General features: G+C 66.2%; 13 protein-coding genes. 9 read left to right on the top strand and 4 right to left on the bottom strand.

Features of this window, described 5'->3' with window-relative positions; genetic code table 11:
- The first annotated feature begins 13 nt into the window (after positions 1 to 13).
- From AC07NY_RS00385 to AC07NY_RS00375, 3 genes are all read left to right on the top strand, one after another.
- Positions 14 to 1,156 carry a C45 family autoproteolytic acyltransferase/hydrolase gene (locus tag AC07NY_RS00385; protein ID WP_492286000.1) on the top strand — a complete coding sequence of 381 codons (1,143 nt, stop codon included), beginning with the start codon at positions 14 to 16 and terminating at the stop codon, positions 1,154 to 1,156.
- A gap of 42 nt (positions 1,157 to 1,198) precedes the next feature.
- A complete protein-coding gene (locus tag AC07NY_RS00380) occupies positions 1,199 to 2,758 on the top strand; it encodes an ABC transporter substrate-binding protein (RefSeq protein WP_494580933.1) in 1,560 nt (519 codons plus the stop codon).
- A gap of 85 nt (positions 2,759 to 2,843) precedes the next feature.
- The gene (locus AC07NY_RS00375; RefSeq protein ID WP_494580931.1) at positions 2,844 to 4,385 is read left to right on the top strand and encodes an ABC transporter substrate-binding protein; all 1,542 of its coding nucleotides are present in this window, start codon (positions 2,844 to 2,846) and stop codon (positions 4,383 to 4,385) included.
- A gap of 9 nt (positions 4,386 to 4,394) precedes the next feature.
- On the opposite strand, the gene AC07NY_RS00370 is transcribed toward AC07NY_RS00375, so the two are convergent.
- Complete coding sequence (locus AC07NY_RS00370; protein WP_494580929.1) at positions 4,395 to 5,060, bottom strand: GntR family transcriptional regulator; 666 nt, start codon at positions 5,058 to 5,060, stop codon at positions 4,395 to 4,397.
- Between the two features lie 170 nt (positions 5,061 to 5,230).
- On the opposite strand from AC07NY_RS00370, the gene AC07NY_RS00365 reads away from it, so the two are divergent.
- The 5 genes from AC07NY_RS00365 to AC07NY_RS00345 all read left to right on the top strand — a co-directional run bounded on the left by AC07NY_RS00365 (position 5,231) and on the right by AC07NY_RS00345 (position 11,219).
- Complete coding sequence (locus tag AC07NY_RS00365) at positions 5,231 to 6,115, top strand: alpha/beta hydrolase (RefSeq protein WP_494580927.1); 885 nt, start codon at positions 5,231 to 5,233, stop codon at positions 6,113 to 6,115.
- A 29-nt stretch (positions 6,116 to 6,144) separates the two neighbouring features.
- Entirely contained in the window at positions 6,145 to 7,686 is a 1,542-nt protein-coding gene (locus AC07NY_RS00360; protein WP_494580926.1) for an ABC transporter substrate-binding protein, read from the top strand.
- A 64-nt stretch (positions 7,687 to 7,750) separates the two neighbouring features.
- A complete protein-coding gene (locus AC07NY_RS00355; RefSeq protein ID WP_494580924.1) occupies positions 7,751 to 8,695 on the top strand; it encodes an ABC transporter permease in 945 nt (314 codons plus the stop codon).
- Positions 8,696 to 8,745: 50 nt separating this feature from the next.
- The gene (locus AC07NY_RS00350) at positions 8,746 to 9,564 is read left to right on the top strand and encodes an ABC transporter permease (RefSeq protein WP_492286007.1); all 819 of its coding nucleotides are present in this window, start codon (positions 8,746 to 8,748) and stop codon (positions 9,562 to 9,564) included.
- On the top strand, positions 9,561 to 11,219 hold the full coding sequence (locus tag AC07NY_RS00345; protein WP_494580922.1) for an ABC transporter ATP-binding protein: 1,659 nt from the start codon (positions 9,561 to 9,563) through the stop codon (positions 11,217 to 11,219). The genes AC07NY_RS00350 and AC07NY_RS00345 overlap by 4 nt, the downstream gene beginning before the upstream one ends.
- A gap of 111 nt (positions 11,220 to 11,330) precedes the next feature.
- Here the strand turns inward: AC07NY_RS00345 and AC07NY_RS00340 are convergent, their stop codons facing one another.
- From AC07NY_RS00340 to AC07NY_RS00330, 3 genes are read right to left on the bottom strand one after another with little or no spacing between them, the layout of a single operon-like run.
- Entirely contained in the window at positions 11,331 to 12,524 is a 1,194-nt protein-coding gene (locus tag AC07NY_RS00340; RefSeq protein WP_494580921.1) for an extracellular solute-binding protein, read from the bottom strand.
- 32 nt (positions 12,525 to 12,556) lie between these two features.
- The gene (locus tag AC07NY_RS00335) at positions 12,557 to 13,591 is read right to left on the bottom strand and encodes an N-acetylglucosamine-6-phosphate deacetylase (protein WP_494580919.1); all 1,035 of its coding nucleotides are present in this window, start codon (positions 13,589 to 13,591) and stop codon (positions 12,557 to 12,559) included.
- Between the two features lie 2 nt (positions 13,592 to 13,593).
- A complete protein-coding gene (locus AC07NY_RS00330; RefSeq protein WP_494580917.1) occupies positions 13,594 to 14,340 on the bottom strand; it encodes a glucosamine-6-phosphate deaminase in 747 nt (248 codons plus the stop codon).
- A gap of 116 nt (positions 14,341 to 14,456) precedes the next feature.
- On the opposite strand from AC07NY_RS00330, the gene AC07NY_RS00325 reads away from it, so the two are divergent.
- Entirely contained in the window at positions 14,457 to 15,641 is a 1,185-nt protein-coding gene (locus AC07NY_RS00325; RefSeq protein WP_494580915.1) for an ROK family transcriptional regulator, read from the top strand.
- Positions 15,642 to 15,701 lie beyond the last annotated feature (60 nt).

Here is a 15,701-nt window from a genome sequence, read left to right as displayed (position 1 = left end):
AAAGATATGCGCCATGGTCCAGCCCTGCCCCTTCGTCGATGTGTCCGGCACCCCCTATGAGCGTGGCCGTCAGCACGGCGCTGCCGTGCCCGGCCGCGTGAAGCGCTCGATCGAACTCTATGGCGGCCAGCTCGGCGAGCTCGGCTACGATGCCAAGGCCAAGTCGGCGCTGATCGCCGAATTCGCCAAGGAGATCGAGGCCTTCGGCGCGCATTACATCGAGGAAATGCGCGGCATCGCCGACGGCGCCGGCGTCGCGCTCGAAGACATCGTCATGGTCAATGCCCGCACCGAGGTCATCGCCAAGGCACGCCTCGTCAAGAACAAGCCGATCGAGGCCCAGGAGGAACTCGACGACGGCTGCACCGGCGCGATCATCCTGCCGGAGCGCAGTGCCTCGGGCGAATTGATCCACGGCCAGAACTGGGACTGGAAGGCCGAATGCGCGGAGACGGCGATCGTGCTGCGCGTGCGCCGCACCGACGGCCCGGATTTCCTGACCTTCGTCGAGGCCGGCGGCCTCGCCCGCTGCGGCATGAACGCGGCCGGCATCTCGATCACCGCCAACTATCTCGAATCCGAGCGTGATTTCACGCAAGCCGGCGTGCCGCTCGCCCTGATCCGCCGCAAGGTGCTGGAGCAGGAGCATCTCGCCTTCGCGATCAAGGCCGTGGCGACGACGCCGAAAGCCTGCTCGAACAACATGATGCTCTCGACCGTGAAGGGCTTCGGCATCGATTTCGAATGCGCTCCGGACGAGGCTTTCCCGCTTTATCCGCAGGACGGCATGATCGTTCACGCCAACCACTGGGTCGGGCAGATCGCGCTGACCAAGATCAAGGATACCGGCATCCCGCGCGTGCCGGAGAGCTTCTATCGCGACTGGCGCGTCCGCAAGCTGCTCGACGAGGCCGGCCGCAAGCTGACCGTCGACGATCTCAAGCAGGCCTTCTTCGACGATTTCCTCTCGCCCTACTCGGTCTGCCGCCCGGCCCGCCCGAACGAGCAGGGCAACCTCTCGGCCACGGTCGCCATGGTGATCATGCAGCCGGCGAAGGGGATCATGGAGGTCGCGCCGCTGCCGGCCCAGAACCGCGTCTTCACCCGCTACAGCCTGACCGAGGATCCCGTGCTGCTCGCCGAAGCGGCTGAGTAAATCGCCAGCACCGCGTCACAACCGAAAAAGCAACAGGGGAACATGATGCGCCGAACAACCACCACCACCGCCCTCGCCGCCGCGCTGCTGTGCGGCGGCCTCGTCCAGGTCGCCGGGGCGAGCGCGCTCAAGATCCAGCTGCGCGCCGACATCCGCTCGATCAACCCGGGCGTCAACCGCGACGCCAATACCGACGGCGTCGTCGTTCAGATCGTCGAGGGTCTCGTCGCCTATGGCGAGGACGCCCTGCCGAAGCCGCTTCTGGCCGAGAAGGTCGATATCTCCCCGGACGGCAAGAGCTACACCTTCACGCTCCGCCAGGGCGTGAAGTTCCATAACGGCGCAGCCCTGACCGCGGCCGACGTGCTCTGGAGCTGGAACCGCTACATGGACCCGAAGACCGACTGGCGCTGCCTTTCGGAGTTCGACGGCCGCGGCCAGGTCAAGGTCGAGAAGATCTCGGCGCCGGATGACAAGACCGTGGTCTTCGAGCTGGACAAGCCGAGCGCGCTCTTCCTCTCGGCGCTCGCCCGCACCGATTGTGCCATGACCGGCATCCTCCACAAGGACTCGGTCAAGGCCGACGGCTCCTTCGACAAGCCGATCGGCACCGGCCCGTTCAAGTTCGCCGAGTGGAAGCGCGGCGAATACATCAAGCTGGATCGCTTCGCCGACTACGCCTCGCTGCCCGGCAAGATCGACGGCCTGACCGGCGCCAAGAAGCCGCTGGTCGACGAGGTCCGCTTCCTCGTCATTCCCGACAACTCGACCGCCAAGGCCGCGCTGCTGAAGGGCGACATCGACATCGTCCCGGATATCGCCAATACCGACATCGCCGAGCTCAAGAAGAACGACAAGGTCAAGACCTCGGTCGTCACCAGCATGGGCCTCGTCGGCCTGATCATCCAGACGCGCGACCCGCTGCTGCAGAACGTCAAGCTGCGCCAGGCGATCGCCGCCGCGATCGATTCCAAGGAGCTGGTCGGCGCCGTGACCGACGGCATCGGCTCGCCCAACAACTCGATCGTGCCGGCGCTCTCCGCCTATTACGGCCCGGTCCAGAAGCAGGGTTGGAAATACGATCCCGCCGCCGCCAAGAAGCTCCTCGCGGAGGCCGGCTACAAGGGCGAGAAGATCGTGATGCTCGCCAACAAGCGCTATCCCGAGAGCTTCGACGCCGCCGTCGTCGCCCAGCAGATGCTGCAGGCGATCGGCCTCAATGTCGAGATCGAGGTGCTGGAATGGGCGACGCAGCTCGACCGTTACAGCAAGGGCAACTACCAGATGCAGGCCTTCCCCTACTCCGGCCGCATGGACCCCGCCCTGAGCTACGAGTCGATGACCGGCCCGAAGGACAAGCAGCCGCGCAAGCTCTGGGACAATCCGGAGGTGCAGGCCCTGCTCGACAAGTCCATGGTCGTGAACGACAAGGCCGAGCGTCAGAAGATCTTCGACGAATTGCACAAGCGCTTCATCGCCGATGTCCCGATGGTGATGCTCTATAACGGCATCGTCGGCGGCGCCATGGGCGCCAAGACCAAGGGCTATGTCTCGACGCTGAGCTCGCTGCCCCGCGCCTGGGAAGTCAGCACCGGCCAGTAAGGCCACCACCTCGCCTTCGCGACCTCCGACAACGCGGCATGTCCCATGGGGCATGCCCGGACGACACGATAACGAGGGAACGGGAATGATCCGCTTTTCGGCCTCTGCCCTGGCGCTCGCGCTCTTCTGTGGTGCGGCGCAGGCTCAGACCATCAATGTCGCGCTCAATGCCGACATCCGCTCGACCAATCCGGGCGTCAATCGCGACGACAACACCGATGCCGTGGTGCTGCACATGGTCGAGGGCCTTGTCGGCTATCGCGAGAACGGCGCCGTCGCGCCCCTCCTCGCCGAGACCATCGACGTCTCGCCGGACGGGCTGACCTACACCTTCCATCTCAGGAAGGGCGTGAAGTTCCATAACGGCGCCGAGATGAGCTCGGCCGACGTGCTGTGGAGCTGGAACCGCTACATGGACGCGAAGACCGACTGGCGCTGCAAGCCGGAATTCGACGGCCGCATCGGCCTCAAGGTCACGGAAGCGACCGCGCCCGACGCCGCGACCTTCGTCATGAAGCTGGAAAAGCCGAGCGCGCTCTTCCTCGACACGATGGCCCGCACCGACTGCGCCATGGTCGCGATCCTGCACAAGGACTCGGTCAAGGCCGATGGCAGCTGGGACAAGCCGGTCGGCACCGGCCCGTTCCAGCTCGCGGATTGGCGCCGCGGCGAATTCGTGCTGCTGAAGCGCTTCGACGCCTATGCCTCCCCCACCGGCGACAAGCGCGACGGCTATGTCGGCTCGAAGCGCCCGCTCGCGACGGAAGTGAAGTTCCTCGCCATCGCCGATGGCGCGACGGTCAAGGCCGGCCTGATGTCGGGCGCGCTCGACGTCGCCGACGTGCCGGACGAGGACGTGCCGGAGATGAAGAAGAGCGGCCTGCAGGTGCTGACGGCGCCGAGCGCCACCAAGCACGGCATCCTGCTCCAGAGCCGCGACCCGCTGCTCAGCAATGTCCGCATGCGCCAGGCGATCATGGCGGCCCTCGATCAGGACGAGATCGTCGGCGCCGTCTCGAACGGGCTCGGCAAGGTCAACAACTCGGCGGTCTACGTCACCTCGCCCTATTACGACGAGGTCCAGAAGAAGCGCTACACGCACGATCCCGCGCGCGTGAAGAAGCTATTGGTCGAGGCCGGCTACAAGGGCGAGACGATCAAGCTGATCGCCAACAAGCGCTCGACCGTGCCGAGCTATCCGATCGCGATCATGGCGCAGGCCATGCTGCAGGCCGCCGGCATCAAGGCCGATATCGAGATCCTGGAATGGGCGACCCAGCTCGACCGCTTCTCGAAGGGCAACTACCAGATGATGTCCTTCAGCTATTCGGCCCGCATCGACCCGGCCCAGAGCTACAACCAGTTCTCCGGCCCGAAGGACAAATTGCCCTCCAAGGTCTGGGACAATCGCGAGGCCGATGCGCTGATCGAGAAGGCGACGCTGGTCAATGACGAGGCCGAGCGCCGCAAGATCTTCGACCAGCTCCATGTGATGATGCTGGCCGATGCGCCGCTGATCTTCCTCTACAACCAGGTCGACACGGCCGTGGTCTCGAGGCGCCTGCAGGGTTTCGCGCCCTGGGTCGCCTCGAAGCCCCGCCTCTGGGAGGTCGCCGTCAGCAAATGAGGCGGCGGCTCAGCCCGGCTCGACCGGAGCCGGGCCGACGGGCGCGCCCTTGATGATATGGGTCGCGATCAGGGCCGCCAGCCGCCCCGCATCGCGCGCCTTCAGAGCCGCCATCATCTCGTAATGCTCGCGATCGCTCTTCTGGAGCAGTTCATGCGAGCTCCACACCGTGATCTGCGAACCGCGTCCGCGGTCTCGCAGGCCCCAGATCATCTCCTCCAGCACGGCATTGCCGCAAAAGGAGTACATGAATTGATGGAAGGCGCGGTTGATCTCGCTCTGCTCGGTCCGGCTCCCGGTCGTGACCGCGGCGGAGAACTGCGCCGCCAGCGCGTCCAGCCGCGCGATCGCGGCGTCGTCGATCTGCGCGACGATGCCTTCGGCCGTGGCCCGCTCCAGGATGATGCGCGTCGCGAGGATTTCCTCATAGGTCTTCAGGTCGACCTCGGCGACGCGATAGCCCCGGTTCGGGACATGCTCGATCGTCTTGCGCACGGCGAGTTCGTCGAGCGCGCTGCGCACGTCGAAACGCGTCGCCTGGAAGCGCTCCTCGAGATCGATCTGGCGCAGCCATTCGCCGGGCCGAAACGCGCGCAAACGGATCGCCTGCGCGATCTCGTTGGCGAGCATGGCGCGCCGCGTGCTGGTGTTCTTGCGTTTCCGCTCGGACGTCATGGCAGGCTCTCTAAAGCATTTTCGAGCGGGGTGGACACCGGTTCGCGTGAAGAAACTGCGACGGAACAATGCTCTAGCAGGATTCGCGCGACACGGAAGAAGTTGGTTGCGAAGACAACCATATCATGCAACATAATTGGCGCCAATAATTTCGCCATAGGAGAGAGCCCGTGAACGCCGTGGCAGAACAGACCGCCAAGCCCGACACTGAGGCGGCCGCCCGCGCCAAGGCGCTCTACGAATACGGCCCGACCTCGATCTACTCCTCGAAGCACGATGCGCGCTTCCCCTATTGCCTCTATGTCCCGCCGAGCCTGGGCCAGGGCGGCGAGAAGCCGGAGCTGGTCGTCGCGATGCACGGCACCGGCCGCGGCTTCACCGGCTATCGCGATGCCTTCTCGTCCTTCGCCCGCTGGAACAACTGCATCATCCTGGCGCCGCTCTTCCCGATCGGCGTGATGGGCGACGGTTATCGCGACGGCTTCAAGTACATGCGCGAGGGCAACCTCCGTTACGACCATGTCCTGCTCGCCATCGTCGAGGAGGTCTCCGAGCGCTATGGCATCGCCTTCGATCGCTTCGGCCTGTTCGGCTATTCCGGCGGCGGCCATTTCACCCATCGCTTCCTGATGCTGCAGCCGCACAAGCTCTGGGCCGCCTCGATCGGCGCGCCGGGCTCTGTCACCCTGCTCGATCCCAGCCGCGACTGGTGGGTCGGCACCCGCAACTTCGCCGAGCTCTTCGGCCAGGAGCTCGACATTCCCGCGATGAAGCAGGTCGCGGTGCAGATGGTCGTCGGCGCCGCCGATCTCGAGACTTGGGAGATCACCCACAAGCCGGGCGGCCGCAACTGGATGCCGGACGCCAACCATGCCGGCACCAACCGGCCGGAACGGCTGGCGAGCCTGCGCGACAATTTCGCCGCGCACGGCATCGCGGCCCGCTTCGACCTCGTGCCGAATACGCCGCATGACGGCGTCAAGGTCGTGCCGGTCGTCGAGGATTTCTTCGCCGGCGAGCTCGCCCGCATCCGCGCCGCCCGCAAGGCCGCCTGAACAATCATAACGACAACAGGGGAACCATCATGAAGCGCCTCCTTGTCTCTGTCGCCGCGCTCGCCCTCTCGGCCGGCGCCCTCCAGGCCCAGACGCTGACGGCCGTGCTCAACGCCGATATCCGCTCGACCAATCCGGGCGTGAATCGCGACGGCAACACCGACGCCGTCGTGCTGCACATGGTCGAGGGCCTCGTCGGCTATGCCGAGGACGGCTCGGTCGGCCCGTTGCTCGCCGAGAAGGTCGAGATCTCGCCCGACGGCAAGACCTATACCTTCCGCCTGCGCAAGGGCGTGAAGTTCCATAACGGCGCGACCATGACCTCGGCCGACGTGCTGTGGAGCTGGAACCGCTACATGGATGCGAAGACGGACTGGCGCTGCATCTCCGATTTCGACGGGCGCAACGGCCTCAAGGTCGAGAAGATCTCGGCCCCGGATGCCGACACCGTCGTGATGGAGATCAACGAGCCGAACGGGCTCTTCCTCGACTCGCTCGCCCGCGCCGATTGCGGCGGCACCGCCGTGATCCACAAGGACTCGGTCAAGGTCGATGGCAGCTGGGACAAGCCGATCGGCACCGGCCCCTTCATGCTCGGCGAGTGGAAGCGTGCCCAGTCGGTCCAGCTTCTCGCCTTCGACCAGTATGTCTCGCCCAAGGGCGACAAGCGCGACGGCTATATCGGCTCGAAGCGCCCGCTGGTGAAGGAAGCGCGCTTCATGGTCATTCCCGACGCGGCGACGGTGAAGGCAGGCCTGCTGGCGGGCTCGCTCGACATGGCGCTGATGCCGGAATCGGACGTGCCCGACCTCAAGAAGGCCGCGAACCTGACGCTCGCCATCGCGCCGAACCCGGTCCGGCACAGCCTGATCATCCAGACGCGCGATCCGGTGATGAAGAACCAGGCCCTGCGCCAGGCGGTCGCCGCCGCGATCGATTTCCCCGAGCTCGTCGCCAATGTCACCAACGGCCTCGGCAAGCCCAACAACTCGCCGGTCTACCTGACCTCGAAGTACTTCGGCGACGTCCAGAAGCAGGGCTTCAAATACGATCCCGCCGCGGCCAAGGCCCTGCTGCAGAAGGCCGGCTACAAGGGCGAGAAGATCGTGATCCTCGCCAACAAGCGCTCCTCGGTGCCGAGCTTCAACACCGCCGTCATCGCCCAGGCGATGATGCAGGCGGTGGGCATCAATGCCGAGATCGAGGTGCTGGAATGGGCGACGCAGCTGGATCGCTACAACAAGGGCAACTACCAGATGCAGTCCTTCTCCTATTCGAGCCGCTTCGACCCCGCGCTCGGATTCGAGCAGATCGCCGGCCCGAAGGACAAGCAACCGCGCAAGATCTGGGAGGAGCCGGAGGCGCTCGCCCTGATCCAGAAGTCGATGGTGGTGACCGATACGGCCGAGCGCCAGAAGATCTTCGACGACCTGCACAAGCGCTTCATCAACGAGGTCCCGACCATCTTCACCCATAACGACCTCGACATCATCGCCCATTCCAAGAAGGTCAGCGGCGTGACGCCCTGGGCGTCCCAGCTGCGCCTTTGGGAGGTCAGCGTCACGAAGTGATGCGTGCTCCGGCTCCGCCGTGAGGCGGGGTCGGGTTTTGTCCTGAGGCTTGGGAGGGCCTTTGATGTTTCGGTTTGCGCTGACGCGGATCGCGATGGCCTTGCCGACGCTGCTGATTGTCGCGGTGTCGGTTTTTGTCCTGATCCGTCTGATTCCGGGTGACCCGGCCCAGTTGATGCTGGGCGACCTGGCGACGCCGGCGAGCCTGGCGGATCTGCGGGCCCGTCTCGGGCTCGACCAGTCCCTGCCGGCCCAGTTCGGCATCTGGATCGGCAATGTCGTGAGCGGCGATTTCGGCCAGTCGATCTCGTCGCAGCAGGCGGTGCTGCCGCTGATCCTGCAGCGCTTCTGGGTCTCGGCCCAGATCGTGCTGGTCGCGGTGCTCATGGCGAGCTGCGTCGCGGTGCCGGCCGGCGTGATCGCCGCCTGGAAGCAGGATTCCGCGCTCGATCTCGGCCTCGTCGCGACCGCGACGCTGCTGCTCTCGATCCCGACCTTCTGGCTCGGCCTGCTGCTGCTGCTGTTCTTCGGGCTCAAGCTCGAATGGCTGCCGGTCGTCGGCTATGTCTCGATCGCCGAGAACCCGTGGGCCGGCATCCTCTATCTGGTCATGCCGATCCTGACGCTGTTCCTGCACGAGATCGGCGTGATCCTGCGCATGGCCCGCGCCTCGACGCTCGAAGTGCTCCGGCTCGACTACATCACCCATGCCCGCGCCAAGGGCCTGTCGGAAGGCGCGGTACTCTGGCGCCATGCCTTCAAGAACGCCTTCGGTCCGACCTGGACCCTGATCGGCCTCGTGCTCGGCAACCTGCTCGGCGGCATCGCGGTGGTCGAGACGGTCTTCACCATCCCGGGCCTCGGCCGCCTGCTCGTCGACGCGATCTTCGCCCGCGACTATCCGGTGATCCAGGGCTGCATGCTCTTCGTCGCCTTCACCTATGTCCTGGTGAACCTCGTCATCGACCTCTGCTACCCGGTCTTCGATCCAAGGGTGACGGCGCAATGAGCATCGACAGCACAACGACGGGTGGCGGCACCGTCAGGAAGCCCAGCCGCATGAAGCTCCCCGCCCCCAATGCGATCGTCGGCGGCACGCTGATCGGCATCCTGCTCGTGACGGCCTGCACCGGCGCGCTCTGGACGCCCTATGATCCGCTCAAGCTCTCCTTCCGCGAGAAGCTGGCCGCGCCCTCCGCCCTGCACTGGCTCGGCACCGACGAGTTCGGCCGCGACGTGCTCTCGCGCCTGATGGCGGGCGCCGCGACCTCGGTCTGGATCTCGATCCTCACCGTCACGCTCGCCGTTGTGATGGGCACGCTGATCGGCCTGTTCTCCGGCTATATGCGCGGCTGGACCGACCGCATTATCATGGCCTTCAACGATGCGCTGCTCGCCTTCCCCGGCATCCTCTTGGCACTCGGCCTGCTCGCGGTGGTCGGCGCCAACAAATACGGCATCATCGTAGCACTCGGCATCGCCTATACGCCCTCGGTCGCCCGCGTCGTGCGCGGCACCGTGCTCTCGCTGCGCGAGCGCGAGTTCATCGCGGCCTCGCGGGTGATGGGCAACTCGGAGGGCTTCACCATGGCCCGCCACATCCTGCCGAACTGCATCGCGCCGCTCACCGTGCTGGCGACCTCGATGTTCGGCTATGTGCTCCTGGCCGAGAGCGCGCTCTCCTTCCTCGGGCTCGGCGTTCCGCCGCCGGCCCCGACCTGGGGCAACATGCTCGCCGGTTCCAGGCCCTATATCGGTCAGGCCGTCTGGCTCGGCATCTTCCCGGGCCTGTGCATTTCGCTGACGCTGCTCGGCATCAACCTGCTCGGCGACGCCGTGCGCGACCGGCTCGACCCGCGGATGAGGGGCTCGCGATGACCACCAAACCCCTCCTCGACGTCGCCCATCTCACGCTGAAGATCGGCGGCTCCGGCCGGACCGTGGTCAACGACGTCTCCTTCCAGGTCTTCCCGGGCGAGATCGTCGGCATCGTCGGCGAATCCGGCTCAGGCAAGACGCTGGCGGCGCGGGCCGTGATGGGCTTCATCCCGCCGGCGGTGCGGCTGGAGGGCGGCACGATCCGCTTCGACGGCCAGGACGTGATGGCGATGTCCGCCAAGGACCTGCGCACCATGCGCGGCGCCAAGGTCGGCATGGTCTTCCAGGAGCCGATGACCTCGCTCAACCCCTCGATGCTGATCGGGCGTCAGCTCGACGAGGGGCTGGCGCTGCATCGCAAGCTCGACGCAAGCCAGCGCCGCGCCCTGATCCTCGACATGCTCAGGAGCGTGGGCCTGCGCGATCCCGAAGGGGCGCTCAGCGCCTATCCGCACCAGTTCTCCGGCGGCATGCGCCAGCGCATCATGCTGGCCTCGGTGATGCTGCTGAAGCCCGCCCTGCTGCTGGCGGACGAGCCGACCACCGCGCTCGACGCCGTCGTCCAGCGCGACGTCATGGAGCTGATGGTCGAGCTGACCAAGGCCAACGACACCGCCGTGCTGCTGATCTCGCATGATCTCGGCATGGTCGCGCGCTATTGCAGCCGCATCGTCGTGATGTGCCAGGGCGACGTGGTCGAGCAGGGCCCCAGCGAGGACATCCTCGCCCGGCCGCAGCACCCCTATACCCGCAAGCTGCTCTCGGCGATGCCGCATCGCCTGCCGGCCCGCCTCCTGCCGGAGGCGAAGACGCCGATCGTCGCGGTGCGCGACCTCGTCGTCGAGTATCCCGGCCGCCAGGGCTTCTTCCGCAAGGGTGAGGCCAAGCGCGCCCTGCACGGCATCAGCATCGACGTGCAGCCGGGCGAGGTCGTCGCGGTGGTCGGCGGCTCGGGCTCGGGCAAGACAACGCTCGGCCAGTCGATCGCCGGCCTGGTCAAGCCGGCTGGCGGCGAGATCCGCTTCAACGGCAAGCCGATCACCAAGAGCGAGACGGCTTACTGGGACTACCGGCTGAACTGCCAGATGGTGTTCCAGGACCCCTACTCCTCGCTCGACCCGCGCATGACGATCCAGCAGCTCGTGGCGGAACCGCTACGCCTCGTCCCCGACATGAGCCCGGCCGATCGCAAGGCGCGCGTCGCGGAGGTGCTGGTCGAGGTGGGCCTGGGCGACGGGTTCGCCGAGCGCTATCCGCACGAGCTCTCGGGCGGGCAGCGCCAGCGCATCGCGATTGCGCGGGCCATCGTGCGCCGGCCGAGCTTCGTCATAGCCGACGAGCCGGTCTCGGCGCTCGACGTCACGGTGCGCGCGCAGGTGCTCGAGCTCTTCGACGAGCTCCAGAAGAAGCACGGCTTCTCCTGCCTGTTCATCAGCCATGATCTCGGCGTGGTCGAGCAGGTCGCCGACCGCGTCATCGTCATGCAGGACGGCAAGATCGTCGAGGAAGGCCCCAGAGACGACATCTTCGACAATCCGCAGCACCCCTACACGCAAAAGCTCCTCGCCGCCGTCCCAGGCTTGGAGAGCACCCCCGAGGGAGGGGTGAGGCTCTTCTGGAGACGCGCCGAGAACGACGCTTCGATCGTCGGTTGAGCCTGAAACGAAATCGGCCCGGAACCATCGGCGGTGGCGGCACCGCGTGATGGTTTCCGGACCTTTCTCTCGCTCCGCGGCGGCGCGTAGCGAAGGAAGCGAGGCGCTGCCTCAGCGCTTGCGCTTGGCGCCGACCAGCTCGTCCCATTTGCGGAAGGCGACGACCATCTTGTCGGGCTTCAGCGGCAGTTCGATCGGATTCTTGGCGATCAGGTCGGCATATTCCGGCCGGCCGAACTCCGCGATCACGTCCTGGCTGCGCTTCGGTGCCAGCGAGAGCGGCACGTCCTTCACCGCCGGGCCCGGATAGAGATAGCCCTCGTCATAGGAATAGGCCTGCATCTTCGGCGTCAGCACATGCGCCATGATGTCGAGCACGACGGCGAGGCGATCGTTCGGGATGCCCTTCGGCACGCACATGAAGAAGGCATCCGAGACCCAGTGGAAGCCCTTCAGCGTCTGGATCCTGGCTTCCTTCGGCACGATGCCGAGCGCGCGCGGGTTGATGTCCCAGCCCGTGGTCGAGATGATGATGTCGCGCGAACCGTCGCCGAACTCCTTCATCGTCGCGCCGGTGCCGGCCGGATAGTACTCGATATACTCGCCGATCGCCTGCAGATAAGCCCAGGTCTTGTCCCAGCCATTGACCGGATCCTGCGGGTCCTTGTCGCCGAGGATATAGGGCAGGCCCATCATGAAGGTGCGCCCCGGTCCCGAGTTGGTCGGGCGCGCATACATGAACTTGTTCGGGTTGGCCTTGGCCCAGGCGAGCAATTCCTCGGCCGTGGTTGGGACCTGCTTGACCCGGTCCGGCATGTATTCGAGCAGCGGCCCAGACGGGTAGTAGTTCACCACCGTGCCAAAGCCCGCGCCCTGGACCTTGTGCAGGTTGAGCGCCGCCGGCTCGTAGTTCTGCTCGATACTGGGGAACTTCTCGGCGAAATCCGGGAAGATCTTGAGCCAGAGATTCTGCTCCAGGCCGGCGGCGAGCCCGTCCGAACCGGTCAGGACGAGGTCGAGATCGGCGCGGCCGGCATCCTGCTGCGCCTTGATCTTGCTCGCCAGCTCCGGCGCCGGCGCCTTCACATAGGTGATGCGCGAGACGAGCTTGGGATTGTTCGCGCGGTAGTCGTCGAAGGCCTGCTGCATCAGGGCGAGCGCACCGCCGACATCGATGATGTTGATGCCGACCGGCGCTGACGGCAGCGCCGGCACGGCCGCACGCGCTCCGGTGCCGCCAAGCGTCAGTGCGCCAAGCCCGCCCAGAACGGTACGGCGATCCACGCCTTTTGAAAATTCGCTCATGCTTCTCCCCTTTTCGTTGGTTGATGACATCTTCAGGCAGCCGCCTCAGTGGCGAAGTCGCGGCGCTCGTTGCCGACGCGCACACTGCGAACCCGGAGATCCGGCGACCACTCGATCGCGCTCTCCGGCAAGGTGATTCCGGCGCCGGCCAGCGCATCGGCGATGCAAGCCAGCGCATGGGTCGAGGCCATCGCGACCGCCTCCGCGGACGTGGCGATGCCCCAGGCGACGACATTGCGGACGGCATCATCGAGCTTGAGCGCCGAACCCGCCAGCGAATCGCCATTGACCTGATAGACCGAGCCGTCGGGCCGGAGTTCGACCGGCATCCCGGCGAAGCTGTAGCGGCCGGGCACGGCGCCCGCCGCGACCACGGCATCCGTAACCAGGATCGAGCGCTCGAAACCCTTGGCCCGGATCAGGCTCTTCAGCGCCTTCGGCGGAAGGTGGATGCCGTCGGCGATAAAGCCGGCCATCAGGCGATCCTCGCCGAGCTGCGCGAACAGCGAATTCGACAGCTTGGGCAAGTCCTGCGGCAGGCCGTTGCCGAGATGGGTCGAGAGCGTCACCCCGACATCGGCCGCAGCCGCGACGATCTCGAAATCGACGGCGGAATGGCCGATGGCGACGACCTTGCCCATGCGAGCGAGCTGGCCGGCGAGTGCGATACCGCCCGCGATCTCCGGCGCCAGCGTCACCATCAGGATCGGCCGCGACAGCAACCCTTCGAGACGCGCGATCAGGTCCGCGGTGGCCGCTGTCATCGCATCGGGCGGATGGCAGCCGCAATAGCCGGCGGCCGGATTCAGGAACGGGCCTTCGAGATGATAGCCCGGGCACATCAACGGCCCGAGCCGGCTCCCCTTCACCGCCGCATCGAGCGCGCGGAAGCGCTCCTCCAGCTCATGCGGATGGGCGGTGATGATGGTCGGCAGGCAGGTGGTGACACCCGTCGCCAGCATCGCCTCCAGCGCCCGGTCGAGCTCGGCCGCTGTGACCGTGCCGGAGTTGAAATCCAACCCGGCAAAGCCGTTCACCTGAAGATCGACGAGACCCGGCGTGTGCATGGTCAGCTCTTCCGGGTCAGCAGGGAGGCGGCCGGCGGATCGATGAACAGCACGGTCCGCTGATGCGTCTGCAGGATCGAAGCCGGCGCCAAATTGCTGACCGGCCCTTCCAGCGCCGCCTTCGTTGCCGCGGCCTTGCGGGTATCGGAGACGGAGAGGACGATCAGTTCGCTCTTCAGGATCTGGCGGATGCTCATCGAGATCGCCTGCTGCGGAACGTCTTCGAAGCTCGGGAACCAGCCTTCGCCGAATTGCTGCTGCCGGCAGGCATCGTCGAGATTGACGACGAGATAGGGTTCCTCGGTGTCGAAATCGGCCGGCGGATCATTGAAGGCGAGATGGCAGTTCTCGCCGAACCCTGCGAAGCAGACCGCGATGCGCTTGCCGGCGATCTGCTGGTTGAGCTGCTTCACGGCCGCGGCGGGATCGCCCTCGCCATCGACCGGAATGAAGGTCGGCGCATTCTTGAGCGGCGCCATGAAGCGCTCGCGCAGATAGCGCCGGAAGCTTGCCGGGTGGCTCTCGGGCAGGCCGACATATTCGTCGAGATGGAAGGCCGTGACCTTCGACCAGTCGATGCCCTCGGCCGCGACGAGATGGTTCAGCATCTCGAACTGGCTGGCGCCCGTCGCCACGATGATCGTCGCCGCACCATCGCGGGCGATCTCGTCGCGGATCGCTTGGGCGCCCAGCGCCGCCGCCTGCCGGCCGAGCTCGTCCTTGTCGGCGGCGAGATGCATCTCGATCATCGAATTTTGAACCTTTTATGCCAGTAATTTTCCGATATTCTGAGAACGAGCTTATGAAGCTTCGTCCGAAACGCAACGATTAATTTTGAACGCAACCGTTCCGAATAGAGCCTGCCTTGTCCCTGCTGACGCTCGACGAAACCCGCCTCGCACTTGCCCATGACCGGGACTGCGCCCGGATCTACCGGCTGATCCTCAATGGCGAGGCGCATTCGCGCGCCGATATCGGCCGCATCCTGCAATTGCGCTCGACAAGCGTCTCGCGCGTCGTCGGCGATCTCATCGCGCGGCGCCTCGTCATCGAGGCGCTCAGTGAGGCGAGTGGACGCGGACGGCCCCCGGCGATCCTCGTCGCGCATACCCGCCGCATCGGCGCGTCCGTGATCTATGTCTCCAGCCAGTCGCTTTCCGGCGCGCTGGTCGATCTCAACGGCCATCTCGTCGCCGAGCGCCGACGCCCGATTGCCGGCGATGCCGACAATGCCGCGATTGCCACCGTAATGGCGGAACTGGCCCGTGATCTCCTCGACGCCATGCCGCCGGGCATGAGCCATGCCGGCACCGCCGTTTCGCTCTCCGGCCTGATCGACCTGAAACAAGGCCAGTGGCTGCTGGCCTCGCGCTGGCCGCGCATGCGCGGGCTCGACATCGCCTCGGTGCTCGAGCCGATGGCCGGGCCGGTCACGATCTGCCGCAATCTCGACGCCGAATTGCGCGCCCGCGCCGCCCGCGAGCCCGAGAACTTTGCAGGTGGGACGATTTTGCTCCACTGGGGCTGGGGGGTCGGGCTTGCCTATGCGGTCGATGGCGAGCCCTTCGCCCCGACCGGCTCCTTCGGCGAGATCGGCCATTGGCGGCTCGCCGCGCTGAACGGGCTCCGCTGCGGCTGCGGCAATACCGCCTGCCTCGAAACCGGCGCCGCGCTCTGGTCGCTCCTCCCCGCCTTGCGCAGGCACTGGCCTGATCTCGACCAGGACGAGGTGCGGCTTGCCCGGCAACTCGCCGGTCTCGACCTGCTGTCATTGCCCGAGATGGAGATGGCGACGGAGCTGCTCGCCCGCGCGCTCGCCAATGCCTGCCGGATGCTCTTCCCGGCCCGGATCGCGGTGAGCGGCCCCTTCTCCGCCAATCCGCAGCTCTGGGCCCGGTTCAACACGCTGTTCCGGGCGGAAGGCACCATGGACGGCTTCGCCGTGCCCGATCTCACCGGCGCGCCCGCCAGCCATCTCTACGAAATCCATGGCGCCGCCGCGCCCCTGCTCAGCCGCGCGACCGAAGCTCTCCTCCTCGAACACGCCTGATCGGCCCGCTCGCCATGTCCCGGCGCGGTGCCCGCCATGCCGTTGAATCCGCTGGCGCGG

The sequence above is a fragment of the Allobosea sp. GW821-FHT09G06 genome (assembly GCF_059416005.1).
The sequence above is the reverse complement of the archived record's forward strand: the minus strand, read 5'-3'. Positions and strand labels throughout refer to the sequence as shown.

Excerpts from the sequence above, each read along its gene's own strand:
- AC07NY_RS00385 (WP_492286000.1), top strand. The coding sequence starts at position 14 with ATGGTCCAGCCCTGCCCCTTCGTCGATGTGTCCGGCACCCCCTATGAG.
- AC07NY_RS00380 (WP_494580933.1), top strand. The coding sequence starts at position 1,199 with ATGATGCGCCGAACAACCACCACCACCGCCCTCGCCGCCGCGCTGCTG.
- AC07NY_RS00375 (WP_494580931.1), top strand. The coding sequence starts at position 2,844 with ATGATCCGCTTTTCGGCCTCTGCCCTGGCGCTCGCGCTCTTCTGTGGT.
- AC07NY_RS00370 (WP_494580929.1), bottom strand. The coding sequence starts at position 5,060 with ATGACGTCCGAGCGGAAACGCAAGAACACCAGCACGCGGCGCGCCATG.
- AC07NY_RS00360 (WP_494580926.1), top strand. The coding sequence starts at position 6,145 with ATGAAGCGCCTCCTTGTCTCTGTCGCCGCGCTCGCCCTCTCGGCCGGC.
- AC07NY_RS00355 (WP_494580924.1), top strand. The coding sequence starts at position 7,751 with ATGTTTCGGTTTGCGCTGACGCGGATCGCGATGGCCTTGCCGACGCTG.
- AC07NY_RS00350 (WP_492286007.1), top strand. The coding sequence starts at position 8,746 with ATGAAGCTCCCCGCCCCCAATGCGATCGTCGGCGGCACGCTGATCGGC.
- AC07NY_RS00345 (WP_494580922.1), top strand. The coding sequence starts at position 9,561 with ATGACCACCAAACCCCTCCTCGACGTCGCCCATCTCACGCTGAAGATC.
- AC07NY_RS00340 (WP_494580921.1), bottom strand. The coding sequence starts at position 12,524 with ATGAGCGAATTTTCAAAAGGCGTGGATCGCCGTACCGTTCTGGGCGGG.
- AC07NY_RS00335 (WP_494580919.1), bottom strand. The coding sequence starts at position 13,591 with ATGCACACGCCGGGTCTCGTCGATCTTCAGGTGAACGGCTTTGCCGGG.
- AC07NY_RS00330 (WP_494580917.1), bottom strand. The coding sequence starts at position 14,340 with ATGATCGAGATGCATCTCGCCGCCGACAAGGACGAGCTCGGCCGGCAG.